Genomic DNA, 21,330 nt, shown 5'->3' on the forward strand with positions numbered 1-21,330 from the left:
AAGACGGCTCGGTAAAATCGCGCCGGCAACGACTCGATTTCAGGTTCCATTCTCGCATCTGGACGCAAAGCAACCGCGGCGATGAAGCCTTAATTTTCGTGGCTCGGTTTCCAGCAGGGATTCGATCCGGGGAATGGCAGAAACGATTGAAATCCGACACGGGTGGCTTAACATGTCAGCTTCCAACTCACACCGCAGGTAAACATGGTGAAGCTTCGTCATTCGGCCGTCTATCGAAAAGGGAAAAGCCTTCTGGCGAAGCCGTTGCGGGTCCGGGCGCGACGTCGAGTTCGACGTGAATTTCCGCAAGGCTGCAGCGCCGTGCTGTGCAATTCATTTCCAAAAAGCGGAACTCATCTTCTGATCCAAGCCCTGGGAGCTCTGCCAGAAACAGAGTTCTATGGATCCTTTATCGCAAGCGTTCCGTCCATTCGATTTCGTCTCCGCTCCGATCAAGCTCACCTCAATCGAATCAAGAGCGTTGCGCCAGGCGAAGTCGTCCCTTCCCACCTTTATTACAGCCCGCCATTCGCCGACCAAATCCGCAAACAACGGATCGCTCACTTTTTCATCTATCGCGACCTGCGTGACGTGGTGGTTTCCGAGGCTTTCTACTTGCACTCGATGGCATGGTGGCACGGATTAAGCCGACACTTTCGTGCTTGCCCCAATTTAGAATCGCGACTGCTTTTGTCGATTAATGGAATGCCGGACAAACTACCGAATGAATATCCTGGCGTCGGATCGCGGTTTCGCTTTTACCAGCCCTGGATCGACGACCCGAACTGCATGGCCATTCGGTTCGAAGACTTGGTCAGCGACGAGAAACGAGAGGAAACGCTGCGTGGAATTGCAACGTTCGACCAATCCATTCGTGGCCGGGCCTATGACGTCAACGACTTCGTTTCAAAAGCAACCGTAGCAATGAATCCTGGCAAAAGCCACACATTTCGCAGCGGCAAGCGGCAGGAATGGAAAAAACACTTCACGCCGGCCATTGAGAAAGCATTCGACCGTGTCGCGGGTGAGGTCAATTCATCACTGGGATACCAGTAAGTCACTCAATCTATCGCTCCAGGGGATACGCAGAACCGTCGCCATGAAAATACTAATGCATGACTATGGAGGTTATCCGTTTCCGGTTGACCTCAGCCGTGAACTTGCGGAACGCGGCCACGAAGTGCAACATACCTACTGCGGATCACTAAAAACGACCCCCGGAAGAGGCTTCAAGCGAACAAACGAAGACGCTGCTGGTCTAACCTTTTCGGCTGTTACTCTCTCCGAGCCTCTTGAGAAATACTCTTTAATAAAGAGGTGGCGACAAGAACGACGCTATGGGCAACTAATCGCCGATCAAGTTGACATTTATTCACCGGACGTCGTCGTCTCTGCTAACACTCCTCTTGACGCTCAAAGGCCACTTCAGAACGCTTGCCGCCAAAAGAAGATTCCTTTTGTGTTTTGGCTCCAAGACATACTCAGCTTAGCGACTCAAAAGTTGCTAAGCAAACGCATTCCCGGCATTGGTCATATGATCGGCGAATACTACAAATCGATGGAGGCCAATCTTCTCAAAAACAGCGACTGGAACATTCTAATTACCAGTGATTTTGAGCCAGTGCTTCAGCGTTGGGGAATCCAACGACAGAAAACGAGTGTCATCGAAAACTGGGCTCCCATCCGAGAAATCCCCGTTAAGCAAAAGATCAACCAGTGGTCATCTCTAAACGGATTGTCAGACAAAAAATGCATCGTCTACACCGGCACGATGGGCCTAAAGCACAACCCTGCCTTGATGCTCAAGCTAGCTCTAAAGCTTAAAGAGTCACCAGATTGCCGCGTAGTCGTAATATCCGAAGGCAAAGGAGCTGATTGGCTCCGAAGAAAAGCACTAGAGCTAGAACTGGATAACCTGCTCGTCCACCCGTTCACCCCTTTTGAAGACATTCCGGACGTCATGGCAACCGCAGAAGTCTTGGTTGCAATCCTTGAACCTGACGCGGGTGTCTATTCCGTTCCTTCGAAAGTCTTGGCCTACCTTTGTGCAGAAAGACCGCTCCTACTTTCTGTGCCACTTGACAATCTCGCAGCAAGGACTGTATCGCGAGCGAAAGCGGGTTCGGTTCATGCACCAGATGACGAAGACGCTTTCGTCAATTCTGCAATCGAGCTTCTGAACAACGAAAGCAAACGTAGACAACTTGGTTGCAATGCAAGATCCTATGCGCAAACAAAATTCAACATCAAAGAAATCACAGATCAATTCCTCGTTGGATTCAGAAAGCTAACCAACTCTTCAGCTCATTGAAACGCTCACTCCGAATTGCGGTTCCGCTATCGAAACTGCTGGCATCCGTCAATACGCGCCCTCTCGAAAGAGCATGGTTCGGATGGTTCGGAAGATGATGTAGGTGTCGAGCCAGGGGGACCAGTTGCAGACGTAGTAGCTGTCGAGACGGACTCTTTGTTCGTAGCTGGTGTCGTTGCGGCCGGAGACCTGCCAAAGACCTGTGATTCCTGGGCGGACCCGGAGGTAGAGAGGGTACATCTCTCGGTAGCGTCCAATCTCGTCTGCCACGATTGGACGGGGTCCCACCAGACTCATTTCGCCTTTGAGTGTATTCCACAATTGCGGGATCTCATCCAAGCTGGTCTTTCGTAGAAAGCGACCGATACCGGGGATGATTCGCGGATCGTTCTTCAGCTTCTGATCTTCGACCCATTGGCGACGCATCTCCGGGTCTTGCTCGAGATATTGCTCGAGGACTTGATCTGCGTTAGTGACCATCGTACGAAACTTCCAGGCTTTGAACGTTTCGCCGCCAATTCCAATTCGTTTGTGACCGTAGAAAACCGGTCCAGGACTCTTGCGTTTGATGTAGACCGCAACGATCGCAAAGAGTGGCGAAAGTGCAATCAAAGCACCTGCTGATGCAACCACGTCAACCGAGCGTTTTACAAAACGACTCACTGGACTACGAAGGTGGTCTTTCAGGTGAACCCCCATCACCCCGGCACATTCTCGTGTATTCGACCATAAACTTGGTAGGAGCACTTGAGACGGCAACACAAGTAAGTTGGGTACGTTCCCCGCATGCGACATGACTTCGTTCATGTCAATTTGCTCGCAGCCACCCGGTGCCACGATTGCCCAGCGGACCTGGAGCTTGCGACGAAGTCGGTCCAATCGTTGCACAGACCCTAAGTACGGGATTCCGTTGAGTTCTTCTGAATTGAGATCAGCAGTTTGCCGAGGAAAATCAACGATTCCAATCGGACGAAGTCCACGCTGCGGCACGCGACTGTAGAAGCGAAACAAAGCCCGCCCCTGAGGTCCCGCACCAACGATAATGGTGTTCTCGCCCCACCATGTTGTTTTGGAACAAAGCTTGCGGACAGTTAGCCGAACAATTGGCACTAAAAAGACAGCTACCAATATCCCAATTGAGCACAACAAAAATTCGCCGGTGCTCAAGGTGGCAAGCGTCATGTTGGCGAGCATTACAAATGCAAAGGAGGCAGCAGCGGCCAAAACAGTTTGCCGCAACTCCAAAACGGGACTGCTACCCGTCCCGGGGAAAAGTCCCAAAATTGCACCGGTGCCGAGATAACATGCAACAAGACAAACTGCCTGCAAGAGCAATCCAGAATGCAGGCCCAACCATTCAAGCGTGAACAGAGGCAGAGCGGCGATCATCGCTGACAGCAGAAGAGATGTGACATCACCCAGTACCAGGGGCATGCAGGTCATGAAGAGCTGCATGGTGCCGGTCGCTTGATTGCGAGGCGCGCGTCGTTTGCGTGGACTCGCGCTGCGACGCTGAGTCAACCGCTGGTCCTTGACCGCCGCGCTGGGGACGAAGGGGTCGAGTTGTTCGATCGTGTCTGTGCAAACGACACCGACCGGTAGCGGATTTGTGTCTAGCTGCGGCATCAATCGCGGACCAAGTTGAACAATCAAGATGAGTGAAGCACGCCGTTGCGGAACGCGGGGTTCGCTCGGACGGGTGGCATTCTAATTGGACTCACCAGAAGAAAAGGCAACTTCGTCAAGGTTTTACGAAGATCCGATCCCGGCAGCCATCACCTGCTTATAAAGGGGCATCGCATTCCGTTAAGGATCGCATTTGCGAAAAACACAACGGGACAAGCATGGACACTTTCGACAAGACATACGTTTGTCGCGGAGTTGATATCACGGGGAATTTGCAGTCATCATTTCGGTCCGTCACCGACCAGGTTGATCGAGCAGACACCGAGTCCGGCTTGGCTTATGTCGGGTTATTCTCCGTAAAGGACATGCCGAAACCGACACCAGACATCACTGTGACGACACGCGTCAAACGACGCTAATTCCAGTATCAGAGACTTGGGTTTTGATTTGAAGATCGAGCCGTCTTTTGGACGGAACCTGAAGGTGGGTTGGGCGGAGACGCCTCGTTTCTGCGAAGCATCGGCCAGAGTGCCATGTGAGACATGGCCTACGAAGAGGTTGGGAAGCGGTGAATTGGTGAAGCTTCCTTCATCTCAACCTTTGCGGCATTGATCTGCTTCAGGCAGAAGCGGCGGAGTCGCAACTGGATGCGTCAGCGATTGGCAGCGAGGTTGCCGAGTCGTGATTGCTGAACGCCGGCATGTCGGCCACGCTTCTTGGGTACGTCGCGTGGTTCTTCGCGAAATCGATGCTGACGTCTAGAGCTTCCAGCATCTTGCGTGTCTGCAGATCGAAGTGCAGGAAACTACCCATCACAGTGTGGGCATATTCAAACTTCGTCGGCCCCATCCACGCCGCTCTGGCAAAGTTTCGCAGATACAGATACCGGGTTCGTTTATCGCGAAGCATCCGCCAAGCAATCGTTCGAAAGCCCTTGAACATTCGCCGAAATTCCCAGCCATTGGGAACGTGCTTGTTGACGATTTTGATTCGCGAGGCGGTGTCGATCACACGGTCCATGAAAGCCCGCGGCGAGTAGACATGCTCGATGATGTTGCGGAGCTCTTGGTAGATTTCCACTCGGTCACGCATCGTGACAAAGTTCATCCCGCTGATCGTTTGATCTTTCGATTCGGCGCTTCGCAGCTCGTAGTTTGCCGCGTCGTCTTGAATCCAGTTGTGTTCGGAGTCAATCAAACGACGTTCCTTCGCCAGACGCCGGGTGAGCTGCGTGTTGGGCAGCGCCGACAACAAGCCAACCATGGAAAGCGTGATGCCACTCTCTTGAATGAACCGGATCATCGGCCCATCCGTGCCGGGTTTGTCCGTATCGAATCCGATGATCAACCCAGCGGCGACGGAAATCCCATGATCGTAGATCGTTCGAACTCGTTCGATGATCGGGTGCACCGTATTGATTCGCTTTTGAGTGTGAATCAATGTCTCCTCATCGGGCGATTCAATCCCCAAAAAGACATAACGAAACTGCACGTCTCGCATCAGTTCCAGTAGCTCTTTGTCATCCGCCAAGTTGATACTGGCTTCGGTGGAAAACACAAAAGGATAATTGTGTTCTTCGTTCCACTGCTTGAGTGCCACCAACAGCGGTTTGATCAGCTTGCGGTTGCCAATGAAATTGTCATCAGTGAAATCAACCCAACCTCGGTAGCCGAGATCGTAAAGCCGCTGTAGCTCGGCCAGAAACTGATCGGGCGTCTTCACGCGTGGTCGGCGGCCGAACAGCTCGATGATGTCGCAGAACTCACAGTTGTACGGACAGCCTCGCGAAGACTGGACGCCCACGTGCAGATAGTCATTGAAGTCGACGAGATCAAAACGAGGCGTCGGTGTTTGAGTGACATCGGGCTTGTGCGGCGATTCAAATTGCCCCTTGGGGTTCCCATCTCGCCATGCGTCGAGCCACATCGGAATGGTCAGTTCACCTTCGCCAACGATCACCGCGTCCGCGTCTTGATAGATCTGCGGCTGGCTCGTCGGATCCGGCCCCCCAACTACAATGAACTTGCCTTCCGCGTTGGCCCGCTGAACCCATTGCAAGATGCCGGGTTGCTGAGGCAGCATGCCGCCCGTGCAGACAACATCGGCCCATTGCCAATCCTCCTCGTTCACCTCGTCCACATTTTGATCCGCGAGGCGAAACTCCCATTGTTGAGGCAACAACGCGGCGACCGTCATCAATCCCAACGGCGGAGCGGTCGCTTTGGCACCGATCGCTTTGGCACTTTCGACGAAGTTCCAGTAGTTCGTTTGTTCAAAACGCGGCTGAATGAGAAGACAACGAACCGGAGCATCGGGGCTCTCAGGGAGCCGTGAAAAATCTGGCAAGCTGGACGGAGTGGGCGTCGTTTGCATGATTGCGGTGTCAGCCAGGTGAGTGGATCAATTGCGTTGCCAAGCATGTTGTGCGGCCGCGTCCATCTCGTCCAATCCGCCCAGACACGACTCAGTCAACCTAGTCAGTCAGTGGGGGGTCACCAAATGAGAAACGCGGTTTTCACGTAATTTTTGCAATCTGACGGGCTGGACAGTTGGAAGCCGAAACACCCGACGAGCCCCCAACCACCGCATTGCCGAAAGCTTGAATCATTCGATCAGTTTGATCGCAACGGGTTCAGTTTGCTCACAGCGGGCTAGCAAATTGCTTTACGCGTCCCAAGCAAGACCGGATGCAAGTGTCCCACTGCGCCCGCCGGATTTTCGACTTCACCATTCAGACCGGTCGAAAGGACTCGGCGGGCACAATCCTTGCAACCCGGCCAAGTTGAACCAAGCGAATTCACTGCTTCGACATTCCCGCCTTTTTTGGCGTCACCGTTTGCACGGGGGGATCTGCAAATAAACTTGGGCGGTACGAAACATTTGTTCTTCACCGATGCGGTGGCTGCAAAGCCGACCCAAAAACCATGCCCCACTCGCCTTCTCTCGGAATGCCATTGATCACAGGAGCCAGCGGCATGCTGGGCTCTTACGTGATGGCGGAGATGCTACGTGCGGGCCGATTGTGTGCCGTCCTGGTGCGAGGCAAAGGCAAACAATCCGCATCGCAACGAGTGGATCACATCCTCAGCCGATACGAAACGGCTTGGCAAACAAAGCTCGTTCGTCCAACGATTTTGGAAGGAGATCTGCTGCAACCTGGTTTAGGCCTCAGCAACGAAGCCATCGACTGGGCCAGCCAAAATTGCGATCGAATTCTGCACAGCGCTGCCAGCTTGAGTTTTCTGCCGGCTGACCCCGAAGGCGACAACGAACCCTATCGCACCAACGTCGATGGGACTCGCGAGGTCATTGCGATGGCCCGCCGAATGGGACTCACCCAGTTTCATCACGTTTCCACCGCCTACGTCTGCGGCAAGCGATCGGGACGAGTCAAGGAGTCCGAAGGAGACGTCGGTCAATCGTTCGCCAATGACTACGAACGCAGCAAACTGATCGCCGAAGGAATTGTCCGCGAGGCCTTCACCGGTCGGGATCTAACCATCTACCGTCCTTCGATTGTGATTGACCGCACGGGTTTGTCGCCGGTGTCCGGTGATCGCACGATCTACGGTGCGTTCTCGATGTATCAAATGCTGGCGTCTCGATTTGGTCTGCCGAGCGACGGTCAATGGTTTCGCGATTTGGGTTTTGCCGGCAATGAATGCAAGAACATTGTCGATGTGGATTGGATTGCCCGTGCGATTTGCAAGATCATCAGCACGCCACGTCTGCACGGTCGGACTTACCACCTGACGACTCGCGACGGCAGCTCCATCGAATCGTTGGACGCCGCATTCCACACAGCCACAACGCAGTGGCTGGCCACCCGCAAGCCAGATCGAGTGTCTGCGTCACGGCCATCCAACTCCGACCGAAGTGCGTCTCCATCGCAAACTCGAAAAGAGCTGGATCAGATGGCCGATCCGTTTGTCAAAACGTTCTTGCCGTATTTCCGCGACGACCCAACCTTTGATCGTGAAAACATCGACGACGTGATCGCAACGACGCATCTGGATGACACTCCGGCCATTGGCACCGAGGAGTTGTTGCAGATGATCAGCAATTGGACGGCTCCCACGACGAAGCAACCCACCGGGAAGAAGCGCTCGGCAAGGACAGCTGACTCCGCCGCCGAAGGCGACAAGCGAACTTCCGTTGCCCGATCGCCAGAAGCCGCCATCTCAGAAGGCAATCCAAACGATTGTGTCATTTGCGGGTTTGAAGTTCGGCTCCCCGGAGGCGTCGATAACGCTCGGGCTTTTGAAGAAATGCTGTTCGATGGGCGGTCCGTCATCGCCCCGATGCCGAGCGACCGTTTGGATCGCGAACTGTACTTCGATTCCAAACGCGGAGTGCCAGGCAAGACCTACACTCAGCTCGGTGGATGCGTCTCGCCCGCGCCACTGGATCCCGATGTCGAGCGTCAAATTGAGTCTTTGGGCACGTTTGACTTGACCCATCGGCAATTCGCTCAGGTGGCGGTCGCGGCGATGAAGTCAGCGGCGGCCGCGAACCAATCGTTCTCGTTTGATCCAATGCGAGCCGGTGTGTTTGTCGGACATAGCGGTGGCACCGAACTTGGTGGCCCGCTAGCGATGGCGACGATGGCTGATTCCGCGATGGAATTGGTCGAGCAAACTTCCAACGTTCAAGCGTTGGATGCTGGCACGCGAGAGGGACTGAAACGGTCCGTCGCCAACGCCATTCGCCAAGATCGCCCACGTCATCAAGCCAACCATCTCCCGGAGTTCAACGCGTACTCCGCCGCATCGTTGGCCGCCAGGATGCTCGGCTTCCAAGGTCGACGCGAAGTCATTGATGCGGCTTGTTCCTCGTCACTGTTGGCGTTGCAACATGCCGCCTCGGCGATTGAAGCCGACCGAATTGATCTCGCGGTGGTTGGCGGAGCAACATTCAACAACGTCGACAACTTGGCTTTGTTCTCGCAATCGGGCGCGTGCAGTGAGACGGGCTCTTACCCGTTTGACAATCGAGCCAGCGGGCTGATTAGCAGCGAAGGGTACGTCGCGGTGGTGATCGCGCGGCGCAGCGTCGCCGAAGCGAACCAGATGCCGATCTTGGCCACACTGCGTGGGGTTGGTGTTGCTTCCGACGGAAAAGGCAAGGGCCTGTGGGCGCCCCGCAGCGCAGGCCAGCAAACGGCGATGCAACGTGCCGTTGACTCGCAACCACTCAACATTGATTACTTGGAGTGTCATGCCACCAGCACGCAGGTCGGTGATGCGACGGAGCTTGAAAGCCTGACTCAATTGCTGGCCGGAAAGAGCGGCAACGGCCCACTTCCCATCGGCAGTGTGAAGAGCAATCTGGGGCACCTGTTGGAAGCGGCTGGTTTGGTCGGCGTTGCGAAGTGCCTGCTGGCAATCCAACGCGGTGAAATTCCACCGTCCATCAATTTCTCACAGCCGACCGAACGACACGACTGGCAAAATTCGCCGGTACGAATTGTTGACCGCGTGGAACCCTGGACACAACGGACTTCATCGCGTGGAAAAGTCGCCGCGGTCAACGCATTTGGCATCGGTGGCTTGAACGCTCACGCGGTGATTGAAGAAAAGCCGTCCACAACATTGAATTCCCGCACAACAGCTAGTTCGCGAGAAGCCGAGCCGATCGCAATCGTTGGTCGCGGTGTGGTGCTTCCGGACGCGCCGAACTTGGATGCATTCCGCGAATTGTTGACTTCGAGTCGTTCCGCGATCAGTGATCCTCCGCCCGGTCGATGGATGCAGCGTGCGGCGGACGGAGCCTGGATTGGTGTCACCAATCGCTCACAGTACGGCGAGATTGGTTACAGCACACCGCATTGCCGTGGCGGCTACATTCGCGACTTCAAGTTTGACGCCCAGTCCTATCGCATTCCGCCCAAGATGGTGGCCAACGCCAATCCGGCTCAACTGATGCTGATCGAAGCCGTTCGACAAGCGATGGATGAGTTCGATGGCGGCCAATGGTCCGTCGATCGGCAAAAAGTCGGTGTCGTTGTCGGAACGATCTTTGGTGGCCAATTCAGCAACGAATTGCAGGTTGGTTTGCGTCTGCCAGAGATCACTCGGTTGGTCACGCGGCAACTGCGGGAATTGGGTTGGTCCGACCTCCAAGCCCAGGCGACCGCCGACGAATTGCGTCAAGTCACGCTCGACAAATACGGTGCTTTGCTTGACGAAACCGGCGGGTTCACCGCCAGCACACTGGCATCACGGATTGCGCGCACATTCGATTTGATGGGCGGTGCTTTCGCGGTCGATGCTGACGAAGCCTCCGGCGGTCTCGCGCTGATCACCGCGATGGAACAACTGCATGCCGGCAAAATGGACTTGGCCATTTGCGGCGTCACTCAGCGCGGCATGGACTTGGTCGCGTTCGAACAGTTGGCTCGCAAGAATCAGCTCCTCACCACCGGGCATCCCCAAGATCTTCCGCACGATGGATCGCAGATCATCCCGGGTGAAGGCGTTGCCGTGTTGACCCTTCAACGCCTCAGCGATGCGAAAGCCAACGGCCGTAAGATTCTCGGAATTCTCACCAAACCTACCGAGAGCTTCACGAGCGATGTTCGGGGCGCGCGTGCCGCAGCGGCTCAGGATTCCGAAAGAAATCAAATAATTTCCGCACGAAAACTGGTGGGACAAATCGGCCACTTGGGCGGTGGTCAGGGCATCGTTCGAACAATAGCGGCAACATTGTCGCCTTCCTTCGGTTCCGCAGCAGCACCTCACGAAGCGATACGCATCCACGAAGTTGCCGACGACGGCTATCAAGTGAATTATAGTGTCGCCCCCCAGATGAACTATGAGTCTGCATCCTTGTCTTCTGATGAGTCAACTTTGATTTCGCCATCAACCGCTTTGGAATCCCGAGCCGAATCGACTCCTTCGCCGAACTTTCGCGAAAACGTCGTGGCGGCCACATCGCCGGAATCGGGAGACTGCATCACAACTCGGATTCAGTGCTTTTCCTTCGAGGCATTGCAAACGGCTCTTCGCCAAATCGCGGAAGGCGTCACGCCAAACGATTCTGTCGTTGAGCAATTCGACTCCTTCGCCCACCGATGCTATCGAGCCGTCTTGCTGGGTGACAACCAACCGGAAATCGCGTCCGCCGCATCAGCAGCACTCAGCGGCCCCATCCGAGAACGAAAATCAGGTGGCTTGGTTCGTCATGATGGCTGGGTTTGGATGCCGTCCTCTCGCCCGAGCGAACTCCTGCCCCGCGCGGCTTGGTTGTTCCCCGGACAAGGTTCGCAATACGCGGAGGCCCCGGCTTGGCTGAAGTCCGACGATGCCGAGGCGAGCCGAGCATTCTTGCAGTCGTTTGATGGTGAGCTGCAAGCCATGGGATTGCCCGCGGTTTCGGATCGCCTGCATGATCCTGATCAGCAACTCGGTCGTGATGTCTGGTGGACTCAAGCGTGGGTGTTGGCCGTTGGGTCAATGTTCTCCGATGCATTGCTGCGATCTGGACTGCGTCCTGACGTTGTTTTGGGTCACAGCTTTGGCGAATGCACGGCAGCATGGTGCGCCGGCGTCGTACCGACTCGCCAAGCCATCGAGTTTGCCAAGTCGCGAAGTGATAGCGTCGTGATGACGACTCGCGAACGAGGGGAATTGCTCTCGGTTCGTGGCGCACCTTCCCAAGTCGATGCGGCACTCCTGTCGAGCGACATCCGATACACGATTTCGCATCACAATTCGCGTCAGCAAACGGTCATCGCCGGTTCGCCTGACCAAATGCGTGCTGCGAAGGAGACGTTGGCCTCCGCGGGCATGGCGTCGGTCGTGATTCCCGTTCCCGCTGCATTCCACACTCCCGAGATGATGCCCGCGCAGGAGATGCTGCGCGCTCGATTCACCGGTCAAAACGCTCGACCACCTCGCTTCGCATTTTTGTCCGCAGTCTCCAATCGCTACTTGGCTGAACCCGCGGACATTGTCGACAACCTAGTCACCCAATTGACGCGTCCCGTTTGCTTCAGCGGTGCGGTGGAACGATTGGCTCATGATGGTTGTGAATTGATGGTCGAGGTTGGCCCGAACAATGTCCTCACACGACTGGCGGGCTCCACCGTTGAACCGCACGTGCTGTGCTTGTCGGCTGATGAACGCGGACGCACCCCACATCGCCAATTGAAGCTTTTGAAGCTGGCCTACGAAGCTTTGGGACAAACACTGGATCAGTCCGTATCGCCGTCGATGCCCACTTCACCGGCGAGTCGACCTCGGCATTCGCAAAATGGCCATGTCGCCATGCAAAACGGGCATGCCACCAGCGTACCTGTCAGCGCGGCCACGACCTTGCAAACGCAACAACAACCGACATTTGAGGTGGTCGACGTCACTCGCCGCAGCCGACGACAAGCGGACCAATGTGCCGATCCGCAAAACGACGCAAGCAACATGAATTCCATGTTGGCAACACCAGTCAGCAGCAATGGTTCGGCATCGCAGGCTACGATCGATTCACCGATTGCGCCCCCTTCGCCGGCGACCGTGGCTCCGACCAAGGCTGCGAACGCGATGGCGTCACCAGCTTCCACGGCAACCGATCTTCAACGTATGCAATCAGCTCGATCCTTCTTGTTCGATTTGGTGGTCGATCTGACGGGTTACGATCCGGAAGTCATCGAATTTGATGCGGACCTGGAAGCGGAGCTTGGCGTCGACAGCATCAAAAAGGCTCAACTGATCGGCGAGATTGTGCAGTGGGGCAACTTGGAGGTGGATACGCAATCCATGCGTCTGGCTCAGTTCGCTTCGCTGAACGACATTTTGCAGTTGGTCGGTGATCCCTCATCCATTGAGAACGCACCGGAACCTTCCACCGCGTACTCGAACCAGGCGTCGCCTGGAACAGAAGAATTGCCACTACCAGAAAGCGGGTCTGATCTGGCGGACTCGCTGAAGCGATTGATGATTGATCTGGTCGTTGACCAAACCGGTTACGACGAAGACATCATCGACATGGACGCGGATCTGGAAGCCGAACTGGGAATTGACAGCATCAAGCGGGCTCAGCTGCTGGGCGAGCTGGAGCAACAGTACGAACTGCAATCGCTCCGCCAATCCAACTTGAAACTGTCGGACTTCCCCACGTTGTCTTCGATCCACACGTTTGTGATGGACCAAATCGAAGGGCGGGAACCATCCAGCGAAAAAAAAAACGCCTCGCTGAACGAACGCCCCACCGCTGAATCAGGCGAACAGGACGCTCCCGCCACGGGCACTCATCGATTTGTGATGCGAACCCGAAAGGCCAATCGCCGTGACGGAATGCCAACATCGCCGAACCTCAACGGTGCGGCATTGATTCTGGGCGACAACGACGTTGCGGATTCTTTGGCGCGACGATGTCTTGAGCAAGGCGTTGAGGTCTATCATCTGAATCGCCCATCATCGATGGAAGCTTTGGATGCGGAGCTGGATCGGATTTGGCAGATCGAGCCGACTCCGCATTTGTTCCTGACCACACCGCATGACGCCGGTGCGTGTTGGTCCACGTTCGATGTGGAATCATGGCGTCAACGGCACGCCGATGCATTGGCCACTCCCTATCGCGTTTGCCAGCGTTGGATGCAGCACATGATCGATGACGACCGAATGAGTCAATCGTCGCTGGTCACCACACTGAAACTGGGCGGCGAATTCGGCTTCGACGCGATGACATCGGCGGCTCAGTCGAACGTCGCCATTCACAGTCGGTCCGCAGAGTCGGGTGGTTTGGCCGGTCTGACCAAAGCGATGCTGATCGAAGCTTGGATGCGAGGCTTCCGAGACACACCGATGCTGGTCGTGGAAGGCATCGATGGTTCCTCCGCCGACGAAATAGCCGATGGCGTCTTTCGCGAATTGGCCGTGCCTTCGTATGACGAAGAAGTCGCTGTCCAAGGTCAAGAACGTATTGCGACGCGAGCCGTTTACCAACCGTTGGACATTTCATCACAACAGACACCACGGCTGACTCGGGGCGGCAATTGGGTTGTTGCTGGTGGCGGTCGCGGCATCACGGCGATGACCGCCATGGAGCTCGCTCAGCGTCACGATTTGAAGCTGCACCTGCTTGGCATGGCTCCCGTTCCGCAAATCGATGCGGAGATGCGTGCCCATGCCAAGCGTGATCGGGCGGATCTTCGTCGCGTGGTGATGGCGCGCATCCAAAAAGAAGGTGGCAACCCGGTTAAAACTTGGCGTCAGCTCGAAAAGGCGATCGAAATCGACCTGACGTTGGAAGAGTGCCGCGAACGATCGATTCAGGCCACTTATCACAGTGTGAATGTCTCCGACGCCGAAGCTGTCCAAGCCGCGTTGTCAAAGATCCGTTCGACCGACGGCCCGATTCGCGGCGTGATCCAGGGTGCAGGTTCAGGACAAGACGCACGCTTCGATCGCAAGCGTCCAGATAAGGTCGCTCAGTGCTTCAGTGCCAAAGTCGACGGCACCATTTCGCTTGCCGCCGCGACACAGAACGATCCATTGGAATGGTTCATCGGCTACGGTTCGATTAGCGGACGTTTTGGCGCCAACGGGCACACCGATTATTCGGCCGCCAATGACATGCTTGCCAAGCTGATCGGGCGACTGCGCCAGCAACGGCCACAAACCCGTTGCGTGACTTTTCATTGGCACGCTTGGGGTGATGTCGGCATGGCAACCAAACCCGAAGCCAAATTGGCGCTCGACATGATCGGCATGGAATTCATGCCGGCGGAAGAAGGCCTGCAGCATTTCCTTCGCGAAGTGGAACATGGTGGGAACGAAGCTGAGGTCCTGATCACGGACCGACGTTATGTCCGGAAGTTCTTTCCGTCGGAGTCTTCACGCTGGATCGAGTCTCCCGATCGTCCTTCCCCGATGCTTGATCCGACCGAGCGGATGGACGACTCAAACCCAGAAACTTTCGCAGTCACGCTTCATCCTCAGAACGATTTGTTTCTAAAAGATCACTTGGTGGTGGGACGGCCAACGCTGCCTTTCGTGATGGCGATTGAAATGCTGGCCGAGGCCGCCCGTTGGAACTCTTCACAGCAAGTCACTCGATGTCGCGATGTGGTGGCATCCATGCCTCTCAAATTTGCGACGGACGATCCGTTGGCAATTGAGATTCTGAAAAGCGATGCCAGTTCATCCGACCGCTGGTCCTTGGTCAGTGACCTTCGCCGAAAAGATGGCCGATTGGTTCAGTCACGGCGTCAACATTTCTCGGCAGCGTTTGATTTGGGATCGCCAACCACCAAACGCGGTTCGATTGAAGTTGCACGGGTTGAAGAGTTGCCCGTTCCCTACGTCGACGAAACCGCGCCGGTCTATCATGGGCCATCGCTTCAGTGCTTGAGAAGCATTGGCTTCCTGAACGTTGCCGGCAGTGCCACCGCAACGTCCACCGACAAACCAGTGGCCGTCGGCACCATCGTCGCACCGAGCCCAGCACACCTTGCTGGCGAATCTCGACCGCTGATGGGATGGGTTCTGTCGCCCGCAACGATGGATGCGGTGCTTTACGCTGCGGGAATGCTCGCCTACCGAGTGGGCGGCAACCCCAGCCTGCCGATTTCTTTCGACACCATCGACTTTGGCCGACTGCCTGATCCTGGCGAACCGCTCCGAGTCCAGGTTCGATGGGAAGAAGACATTCCTGGCAAAGGTCCGGAATCCGCAGCGGGCGGACGATTGTCGGCGTTGCTTCTGGGGCAAAACCAAGACGTGATTTTGCAGTTGCATGGATACCGAGTTGGTTGGTTGCGTTAGAGATGTATCACGCGACGACCTCCCTTCCAGCGATTCTGCCATCGCAGTGGTACACCGACGCTGACTTCAATCGGCGTGAGCGGACGGCGTTACGTCGCGACGGATGGCAACTGGTGGCCGCCGCGTCTCAACTGGCAAATTCAGGCGACTACGTCGCGATGGACTGCCTCGGGCTCCCACTGGTCGTCCGCAACCACGACGGTGAACTGGTCGCATTTCAAAACGTCTGTGCCCACCGGCAATGCCAACTCGTCCCAAAGGGACAGGGCACATCGGAAGAATTAAGATGTCCGTACCACGGCTGGCGTTACGGGGCTGATGGCCGAACACGAAAGATCCCCGAAGCAAAGAACTTCCCTTACTTTGACCGTGAAAAGCACCGCTTGACCGGCTATCCGGTTCACCAAATTGGTCAATTGGTTTTCGTAGATCTCGCTGTCGACAAGAGGTCCGACGAACCAAGTGATCCGCAGATGTCTTGGCCCGCACCATGGCTGAGCGAACTGGCCGCCCGAACCAATTCAGATGACTGGCAATTGGTTCTGTCGGATGAGTTGAGTTACCCGTGCGACTGGAAGATTCCCATCGAAGGATCGCTCGAAAGTTATCACCTCAGCGAAGTGCATTCTGAAACATTCGGAACAGACCCGGGCGAAAACGCGAGCACGCATGAATTGCTTCCCTGGGGAACTCGCTTCGCAACCGACGCCCGGGAGGACTCTTTCTTGGCCAGAATCGAGGAACGTGTGATGAAGTACTTGGTCGGCAATTTTGGCCCTGAATACCACCATGTGCACGCGTTTCCAAATATCATGGCATCGTTCACCGACACCATGAGTTTGGTCTACCAAATCACCCCGGTGGTCGATTGCGCAACCGATGGCCAAAGCGGCGGAACTCCCCAAAGCAAAATGAAAGTGTTCGGATTTACGCGAAAGTCCAAGCGCAGCGGTCCCGTTGGAAGATTGCTTTCGCGAGGACTTGGTCGGAGCGCGGCTTCCATGGCACAAAAGGTCTTGGCAGAAGACGCGGCGATTTTCCCCAAGGTTCAAGCGGGGATGAACGCCGCTGTGAGTCACCATCGCCAAACACCCGAAAGAATCTTTGGACGTTGCGAAGAACGTCTGCACGCGTTTCACGTGCATTGGAACCAACAAATGAAACGTCACGGATAAGGACAGGACGGCAATCATGCAGAGTGACTCCTATCAAACGAATGCAACGTTGGACCTACTTGGAAAACGAGCCTTGGTCACGGGAGCAAGCCGTGGCATCGGCAAAGCCATCGCTCTCGAACTCGCTTCACGCGGTGCGTCGGTCGCGATCAACTTTTTGAAGTCAGAAGAGCAAGCCGTCCAAGTCGCGACGGAGGTTTCCAACCTCGGTCGAAACGTCATGCTCGTGCGGGCCGATGTGTCTTCGAAAGACGATGTCACCGCGATGGTGGACACGGTTGCCGACAAATGGGGTGGACTGGACATCGTGGTCAGCAACGCCGCCGCCGGTGGCTTTCGCGATCTGAACGATCTCACGCCGGTCAACTTCGAAGCTGTTTTGCGCAGCAACTCCGCTCCCGTGGTTTGGCTCGCGCAAGCGGCTTGGCCTCATTTGGCCAAGGGTGACGATCACGGCAAACTGGTCGCGGTGAGCAGCCACGGATCCAACTGGGCGGTCCCGCACTACGGTGCCATCGGCGCTTCCAAAGCGGCGCTCGAAGCCTTGGTCCGTCATCTTGCATTGGAACTGGGCGACCATGGGATCAACTTCAATTGCGTCTTGCCTGGCATCATCGCAACGGAAGCAATCGCCAGCATGCCTGGATCGGAAGGTTTGATCGAAGCCGCGACCGAACGCATGATGGTCGGGCAACGACGCCTGTGCGAACAAGATGTCTCTTCCGTGGTGGCGTTTTTGAGCGGACCAGGCAGTGACCTCATTCAAGGCCAAACGATCGTCGTCGACGGCGGAGTCAGCATTCGCGTCTAACCGTCTCAACCATTTCATCTCATCCATTTTCATCTCATCCGGCGAGTCGCTGCCCCGACGTCACGCCGCCATCATCCCACGCAACACAACGAACGAGTTCGTCATGGTAGATCCCCTGATGCTTCGCCGAGGTACCATCGCTTTGGCGGTAGTTCTGATCGGCATGATTGGATGGCAAGTCGCGAAAACGGCTCCTGGTTCGTTGCCCGGCGAGACTTCGGACAAGGTCGCAAAAGAGACACCCGAACTGAGCCTGGGCAGCTTCGCACAGCCGGTCCGGCCTTCGCGAGCCGAAGGCGAAAGTGAGTCGTCGCGCGACTTGACGCTGCGAGTTGGCCAGATTGGCTCCGCCCCGCGCCGCGACGAGTTGATGACGTTGCGAGCACTCCCAGAATCCGAACGCGACTGGATGCGGGCATACAGCAACGCCAAAGGTCACGCTTGTCGTGTGCTGACGCCGGGTGCCTCGGTCTCGTCGTCGTTTTCGCGAGTGCGTCCCGGACAACATGGCGAACTCGGTCGTCCGTCAGCGATCACGATTGGACTGGAGATGGCCAACGAAGGCCGCCAGAAGCTTCCGGCGGTGACCCGCCAACAGGTGCTTAAGTATTTCGAGGACCATCGTCTCTCCGTCCAACCCAACTTGTATTACGACGAAGAAGGTCGGGTCTACTTTGGCACTGACTGCGCCGCCGCGTTCTATGAAATCGAACGCCCTGGCTACACGATTGAACCGGAACCCATGATCAATGTCGCGGTCAGCCGTTTCCGAACGCTGGGTTTGATGGGCACACCTGATGACTCGGGCGTGGTAATCGGACGCACCTTGGCAATGATGTTCGCGTTTGAAAAGAGTGACGCGACGGTGTCGGGCGTTGCCGATAGTGGTCGCCAGGCGCTGGAGCTGATGCTGCTTCATCTGCCGCAGGATTCCACCGCAGATGACTTCGAATTGGAGGTCTACATCACCAGTGAAGAACGCACGAACTTGCATCGTCTGGATTTGGGTAACCAGGCGGTGAACTCACCATTGCCAACGATCTCCTCCGAGGTTCGATTTGACAAGATGATTTTGATGGGCATGTACCCCGCGGAACCCGTGGTCACCAAGATCCATTTTCGTTCGGCAGGCATCCTATCGATGGAAATGATCAAACGTTTGACACGAGGTACCAGTGACCGAACGGCGATGAGCCTGACCGAGATCCTGGACGAGTTTGGCAAGTTGTCTCTGGAAGCGCCCGTCAATTCGACGCCGAAGTACGAGGACGCGGAAGTCGCGGAGGCGGCACGACGCAAGTACGAACGATTGCGTGCGATGCGTGAAGAGATTTCTCGCGACGACGCGATTTTAGATTCCCCCAAGCGAGCGATGATGACCGGCTTGGACGACTGAATCAGCGCAAACAAGAAGCCGATTCGTCTCCGAACCGGCTTCGCGTTTCTCAAACTTTGCTGTCGAGGATCAGCGATCGCCGCGGCCACCGTAGCCGCCACCGCCGCCGTATCCACCGCCACCACCGTAGCCGCCACCGCCGCCGCGGTTTCCGCCGCCACCGCCATAGCCACCTCGGCCGCGTCCGCCGCCACCGCCACCGTATCCACCACCACCGCCACCACGCGGTTCACGTGGACGAGCTTCGTTGACCGTCACGCTGCGACCGTCAATTTCTTGTCCGTTCAGGTTTTCGATCGCGTCTTTTGCGCCTTCGGCGTCCGCCATTTCGACAAAGGCAAATCCGCGACTACGTCCTGTCTCTCGATCCATGATGATGTTCACAGATGACACTTCGCCATACTGTTCGAACGCCCCACGAAGCTCATCCTCCGTGGCTTTAAACGAGAGGTTCCCGACATAAATGTTCGTCACTAATCTAATACCCTGCAAACCGTCACCAACGAGGCAAGATGCCTCTCGCATTCAGGTTCGTTTCACTGGAAAACGCTTCCAAAACAAACCAACCAACCCGAATGTGGTGCTCAACTGACTGCGCAGCGTGAACCATCCTCATACCTCAGTCAATCCCAACTTTTTGACGCGATGATGGAATTCACGAAACAATTCCCTCGCGTCGCAATACCGTCAACTCGGGGTGTCACGTTCGCCATCCATCCCGATCCGGTCATGGATCGGCACCTCAATCCGGAAGTCTCGGCAGCACCTTAAGATACGTCGGCCAAAATCTTCTTCGCAGTTCGCTCCGCCGCCGCGATGACGGGTGCGATCCCCACACCGCCCAGTGCATTCGTGTTCAGATGCAATCCGGTGAATGGCTCCAACGCGGAACGGATCGTTTCGACCTTTTCCAAGTGCCCAACCTCGTACTGAGGCATCGCCTGATTCCACCGAACCACGCGGATCACCGACGCAAGCTCGTCAATTGACAAGGCTTGGTCGAGCCCAATCAGATCCCCCAGTTCCTTTCGCACCACGGAAACAATTTCGTCGTCGCTGCGCTGCAGGATTTCAGGTTGCAAGACACCACCGACAAACGCCCGGATGATGACGTGATCGTCCGGTGCCCGCTGCGGGAATTTGGTGCTAGCAAAGCTGCCCGCCAAAACGTGACGCTGTTCCTTTGGCGGCACGACAAAACCAAACGTATCCGGCAACCGTTCAACATATTCTTTCCGCACAGCCATCACCACGATGGCGGTCGAGGCAAAGGGAATGCTGCGAAGTGTTTCCGATGCCTTTTCGCTCCAAGACTGAACCAAACCTGCCGCCACGTGCGCCGGCGTTGAGATCACGACTTGATCGAACTCCGACGAATCTTCCAAGCCTGGCGATGCACCGGAATCGATGTTCACTCGATAACGCCCATTGTCGGCCTGTTCGATCGACAGCACTGATGTTTGCAGTCGAATACTCTCACGACCGATGAAGTCAGCGAGTGTATCCATCCACTGCTTCATGCCCTCTGGAAAGGCGCGAAACTTTTCGTAGCGAGCCCCGCTGCTGGCTTGTTCGGTGGAGTCCTCTCCAGATCGAACGCGGCGGATGGTCGCCTTTGCCAATGATCCGTCTTGCGACTCCATGTCCCACAGTGGCTTCATCGTCGCCGCCATGCTCAACCGATCCACGTCCGCGGTGTAGATCCCAGCCACCAACGGCGCCACGATGTTATCCAAGCACTCGGGTCCCAACCTTCGCCGGACAAACGCGCCCACACTTTCGTCAGCAACGCTGTTGTCTCGAGGCGGTATCAAACGCTCGCGAAGCAAACGCAACTTTCCTGGCCAACTCAACAAAGGCGTTGTGATCATCGACCAAAGCCGGGTTGGTCGCATCAAGACAAACCCTTCGGGAATGGGGACCAACTGGTCGCCCGTCGCAATCATGGCGCCACGACCGTTGGGATTGGGGCGCAGCAGCTGATCCGCGACTCCCAACTGCTCACACAATTCGATGGCTGCGGGTGGCGCGGTGGCGAACATGTCGGCACCGTGATCGATGACGAACCGATTGCCAGCCTCATCCGTCACGGTTTCGGTATGGATGACTCCGCCGAGTCGATCGGCTGCTTCAAATAGCGTGACGTTGGGCTGCGGCTTGCCTTGTTTCTTTGCCAACAAACGCAGGTGAGCGGCGGTCGACAATCCCGACAAACCACCACCAATGATCGCAATGTTCATCTACTGAAC

10 protein-coding genes are annotated in these 21,330 nt (G+C 56.1%); 6 read left to right on the forward strand and 4 right to left on the reverse strand.

What is annotated here, in order from left to right; all coding sequences use genetic code 11:
- The first annotated feature begins 321 nt into the window (after window positions 1–321).
- Together LOC70_RS01205 and LOC70_RS01210 are read left to right on the forward strand one after the other, a co-directional pair.
- A complete protein-coding gene (locus tag LOC70_RS01205; protein ID WP_230251437.1) occupies window positions 322–1,056 on the forward strand; it encodes a sulfotransferase domain-containing protein in 735 nt (244 codons plus the stop codon).
- Between the two features lie 43 nt (window positions 1,057–1,099).
- The gene (locus tag LOC70_RS01210; RefSeq protein ID WP_230251438.1) at window positions 1,100–2,311 is read left to right on the forward strand and encodes a glycosyltransferase family 4 protein; all 1,212 of its coding nucleotides are present in this window, start codon (window positions 1,100–1,102) and stop codon (window positions 2,309–2,311) included.
- Between the two features lie 48 nt (window positions 2,312–2,359).
- Here LOC70_RS01210 and wbaP read toward each other — a convergent pair whose 3' ends face one another.
- Together wbaP and LOC70_RS01220 are read right to left on the reverse strand one after the other, a co-directional pair.
- On the reverse strand, window positions 2,360–3,964 hold the full coding sequence (wbaP, locus tag LOC70_RS01215) for an undecaprenyl-phosphate galactose phosphotransferase WbaP (protein ID WP_230251439.1): 1,605 nt from the start codon (window positions 3,962–3,964) through the stop codon (window positions 2,360–2,362).
- 591 nt (window positions 3,965–4,555) lie between these two features.
- Complete coding sequence (locus LOC70_RS01220) at window positions 4,556–6,310, reverse strand: B12-binding domain-containing radical SAM protein (protein WP_230251440.1); 1,755 nt, start codon at window positions 6,308–6,310, stop codon at window positions 4,556–4,558.
- A gap of 551 nt (window positions 6,311–6,861) precedes the next feature.
- Between LOC70_RS01220 and LOC70_RS01225 the strand changes: the two genes are divergently transcribed.
- From LOC70_RS01225 to LOC70_RS01240, 4 genes are all read left to right on the forward strand, one after another.
- Entirely contained in the window at window positions 6,862–15,699 is an 8,838-nt protein-coding gene (locus LOC70_RS01225; protein ID WP_230251441.1) for a type I polyketide synthase, read from the forward strand.
- Window positions 15,700–15,701: 2 nt separating this feature from the next.
- Window positions 15,702–16,874: an aromatic ring-hydroxylating oxygenase subunit alpha gene (locus LOC70_RS01230; protein WP_230251442.1), complete on the forward strand. Its 1,173-nt coding sequence runs from the start codon at window positions 15,702–15,704 to the stop codon at window positions 16,872–16,874.
- A gap of 16 nt (window positions 16,875–16,890) precedes the next feature.
- Complete coding sequence (locus LOC70_RS01235; protein ID WP_230251443.1) at window positions 16,891–17,685, forward strand: SDR family oxidoreductase; 795 nt, start codon at window positions 16,891–16,893, stop codon at window positions 17,683–17,685.
- Between the two features lie 103 nt (window positions 17,686–17,788).
- Window positions 17,789–19,081: a hypothetical protein gene (locus LOC70_RS01240; protein WP_230251444.1), complete on the forward strand. Its 1,293-nt coding sequence runs from the start codon at window positions 17,789–17,791 to the stop codon at window positions 19,079–19,081.
- Between the two features lie 69 nt (window positions 19,082–19,150).
- On the opposite strand, the gene LOC70_RS24175 is transcribed toward LOC70_RS01240, so the two are convergent.
- Window positions 19,151–19,606 carry an RNA recognition motif domain-containing protein gene (locus tag LOC70_RS24175; protein ID WP_255712666.1) on the reverse strand — a complete coding sequence of 152 codons (456 nt, stop codon included), beginning with the start codon at window positions 19,604–19,606 and terminating at the stop codon, window positions 19,151–19,153.
- Between the two features lie 242 nt (window positions 19,607–19,848).
- The gene (gene hemG / locus LOC70_RS01255; RefSeq protein WP_230251445.1) at window positions 19,849–21,321 is read right to left on the reverse strand and encodes a protoporphyrinogen oxidase; all 1,473 of its coding nucleotides are present in this window, start codon (window positions 21,319–21,321) and stop codon (window positions 19,849–19,851) included.
- Window positions 21,322–21,330: the final 9 nt, after the last annotated feature.

The organism is Rhodopirellula halodulae (genome assembly GCF_020966775.1).
GTDB lineage: Bacteria > Planctomycetota > Planctomycetia > Pirellulales > Pirellulaceae > Rhodopirellula > Rhodopirellula halodulae.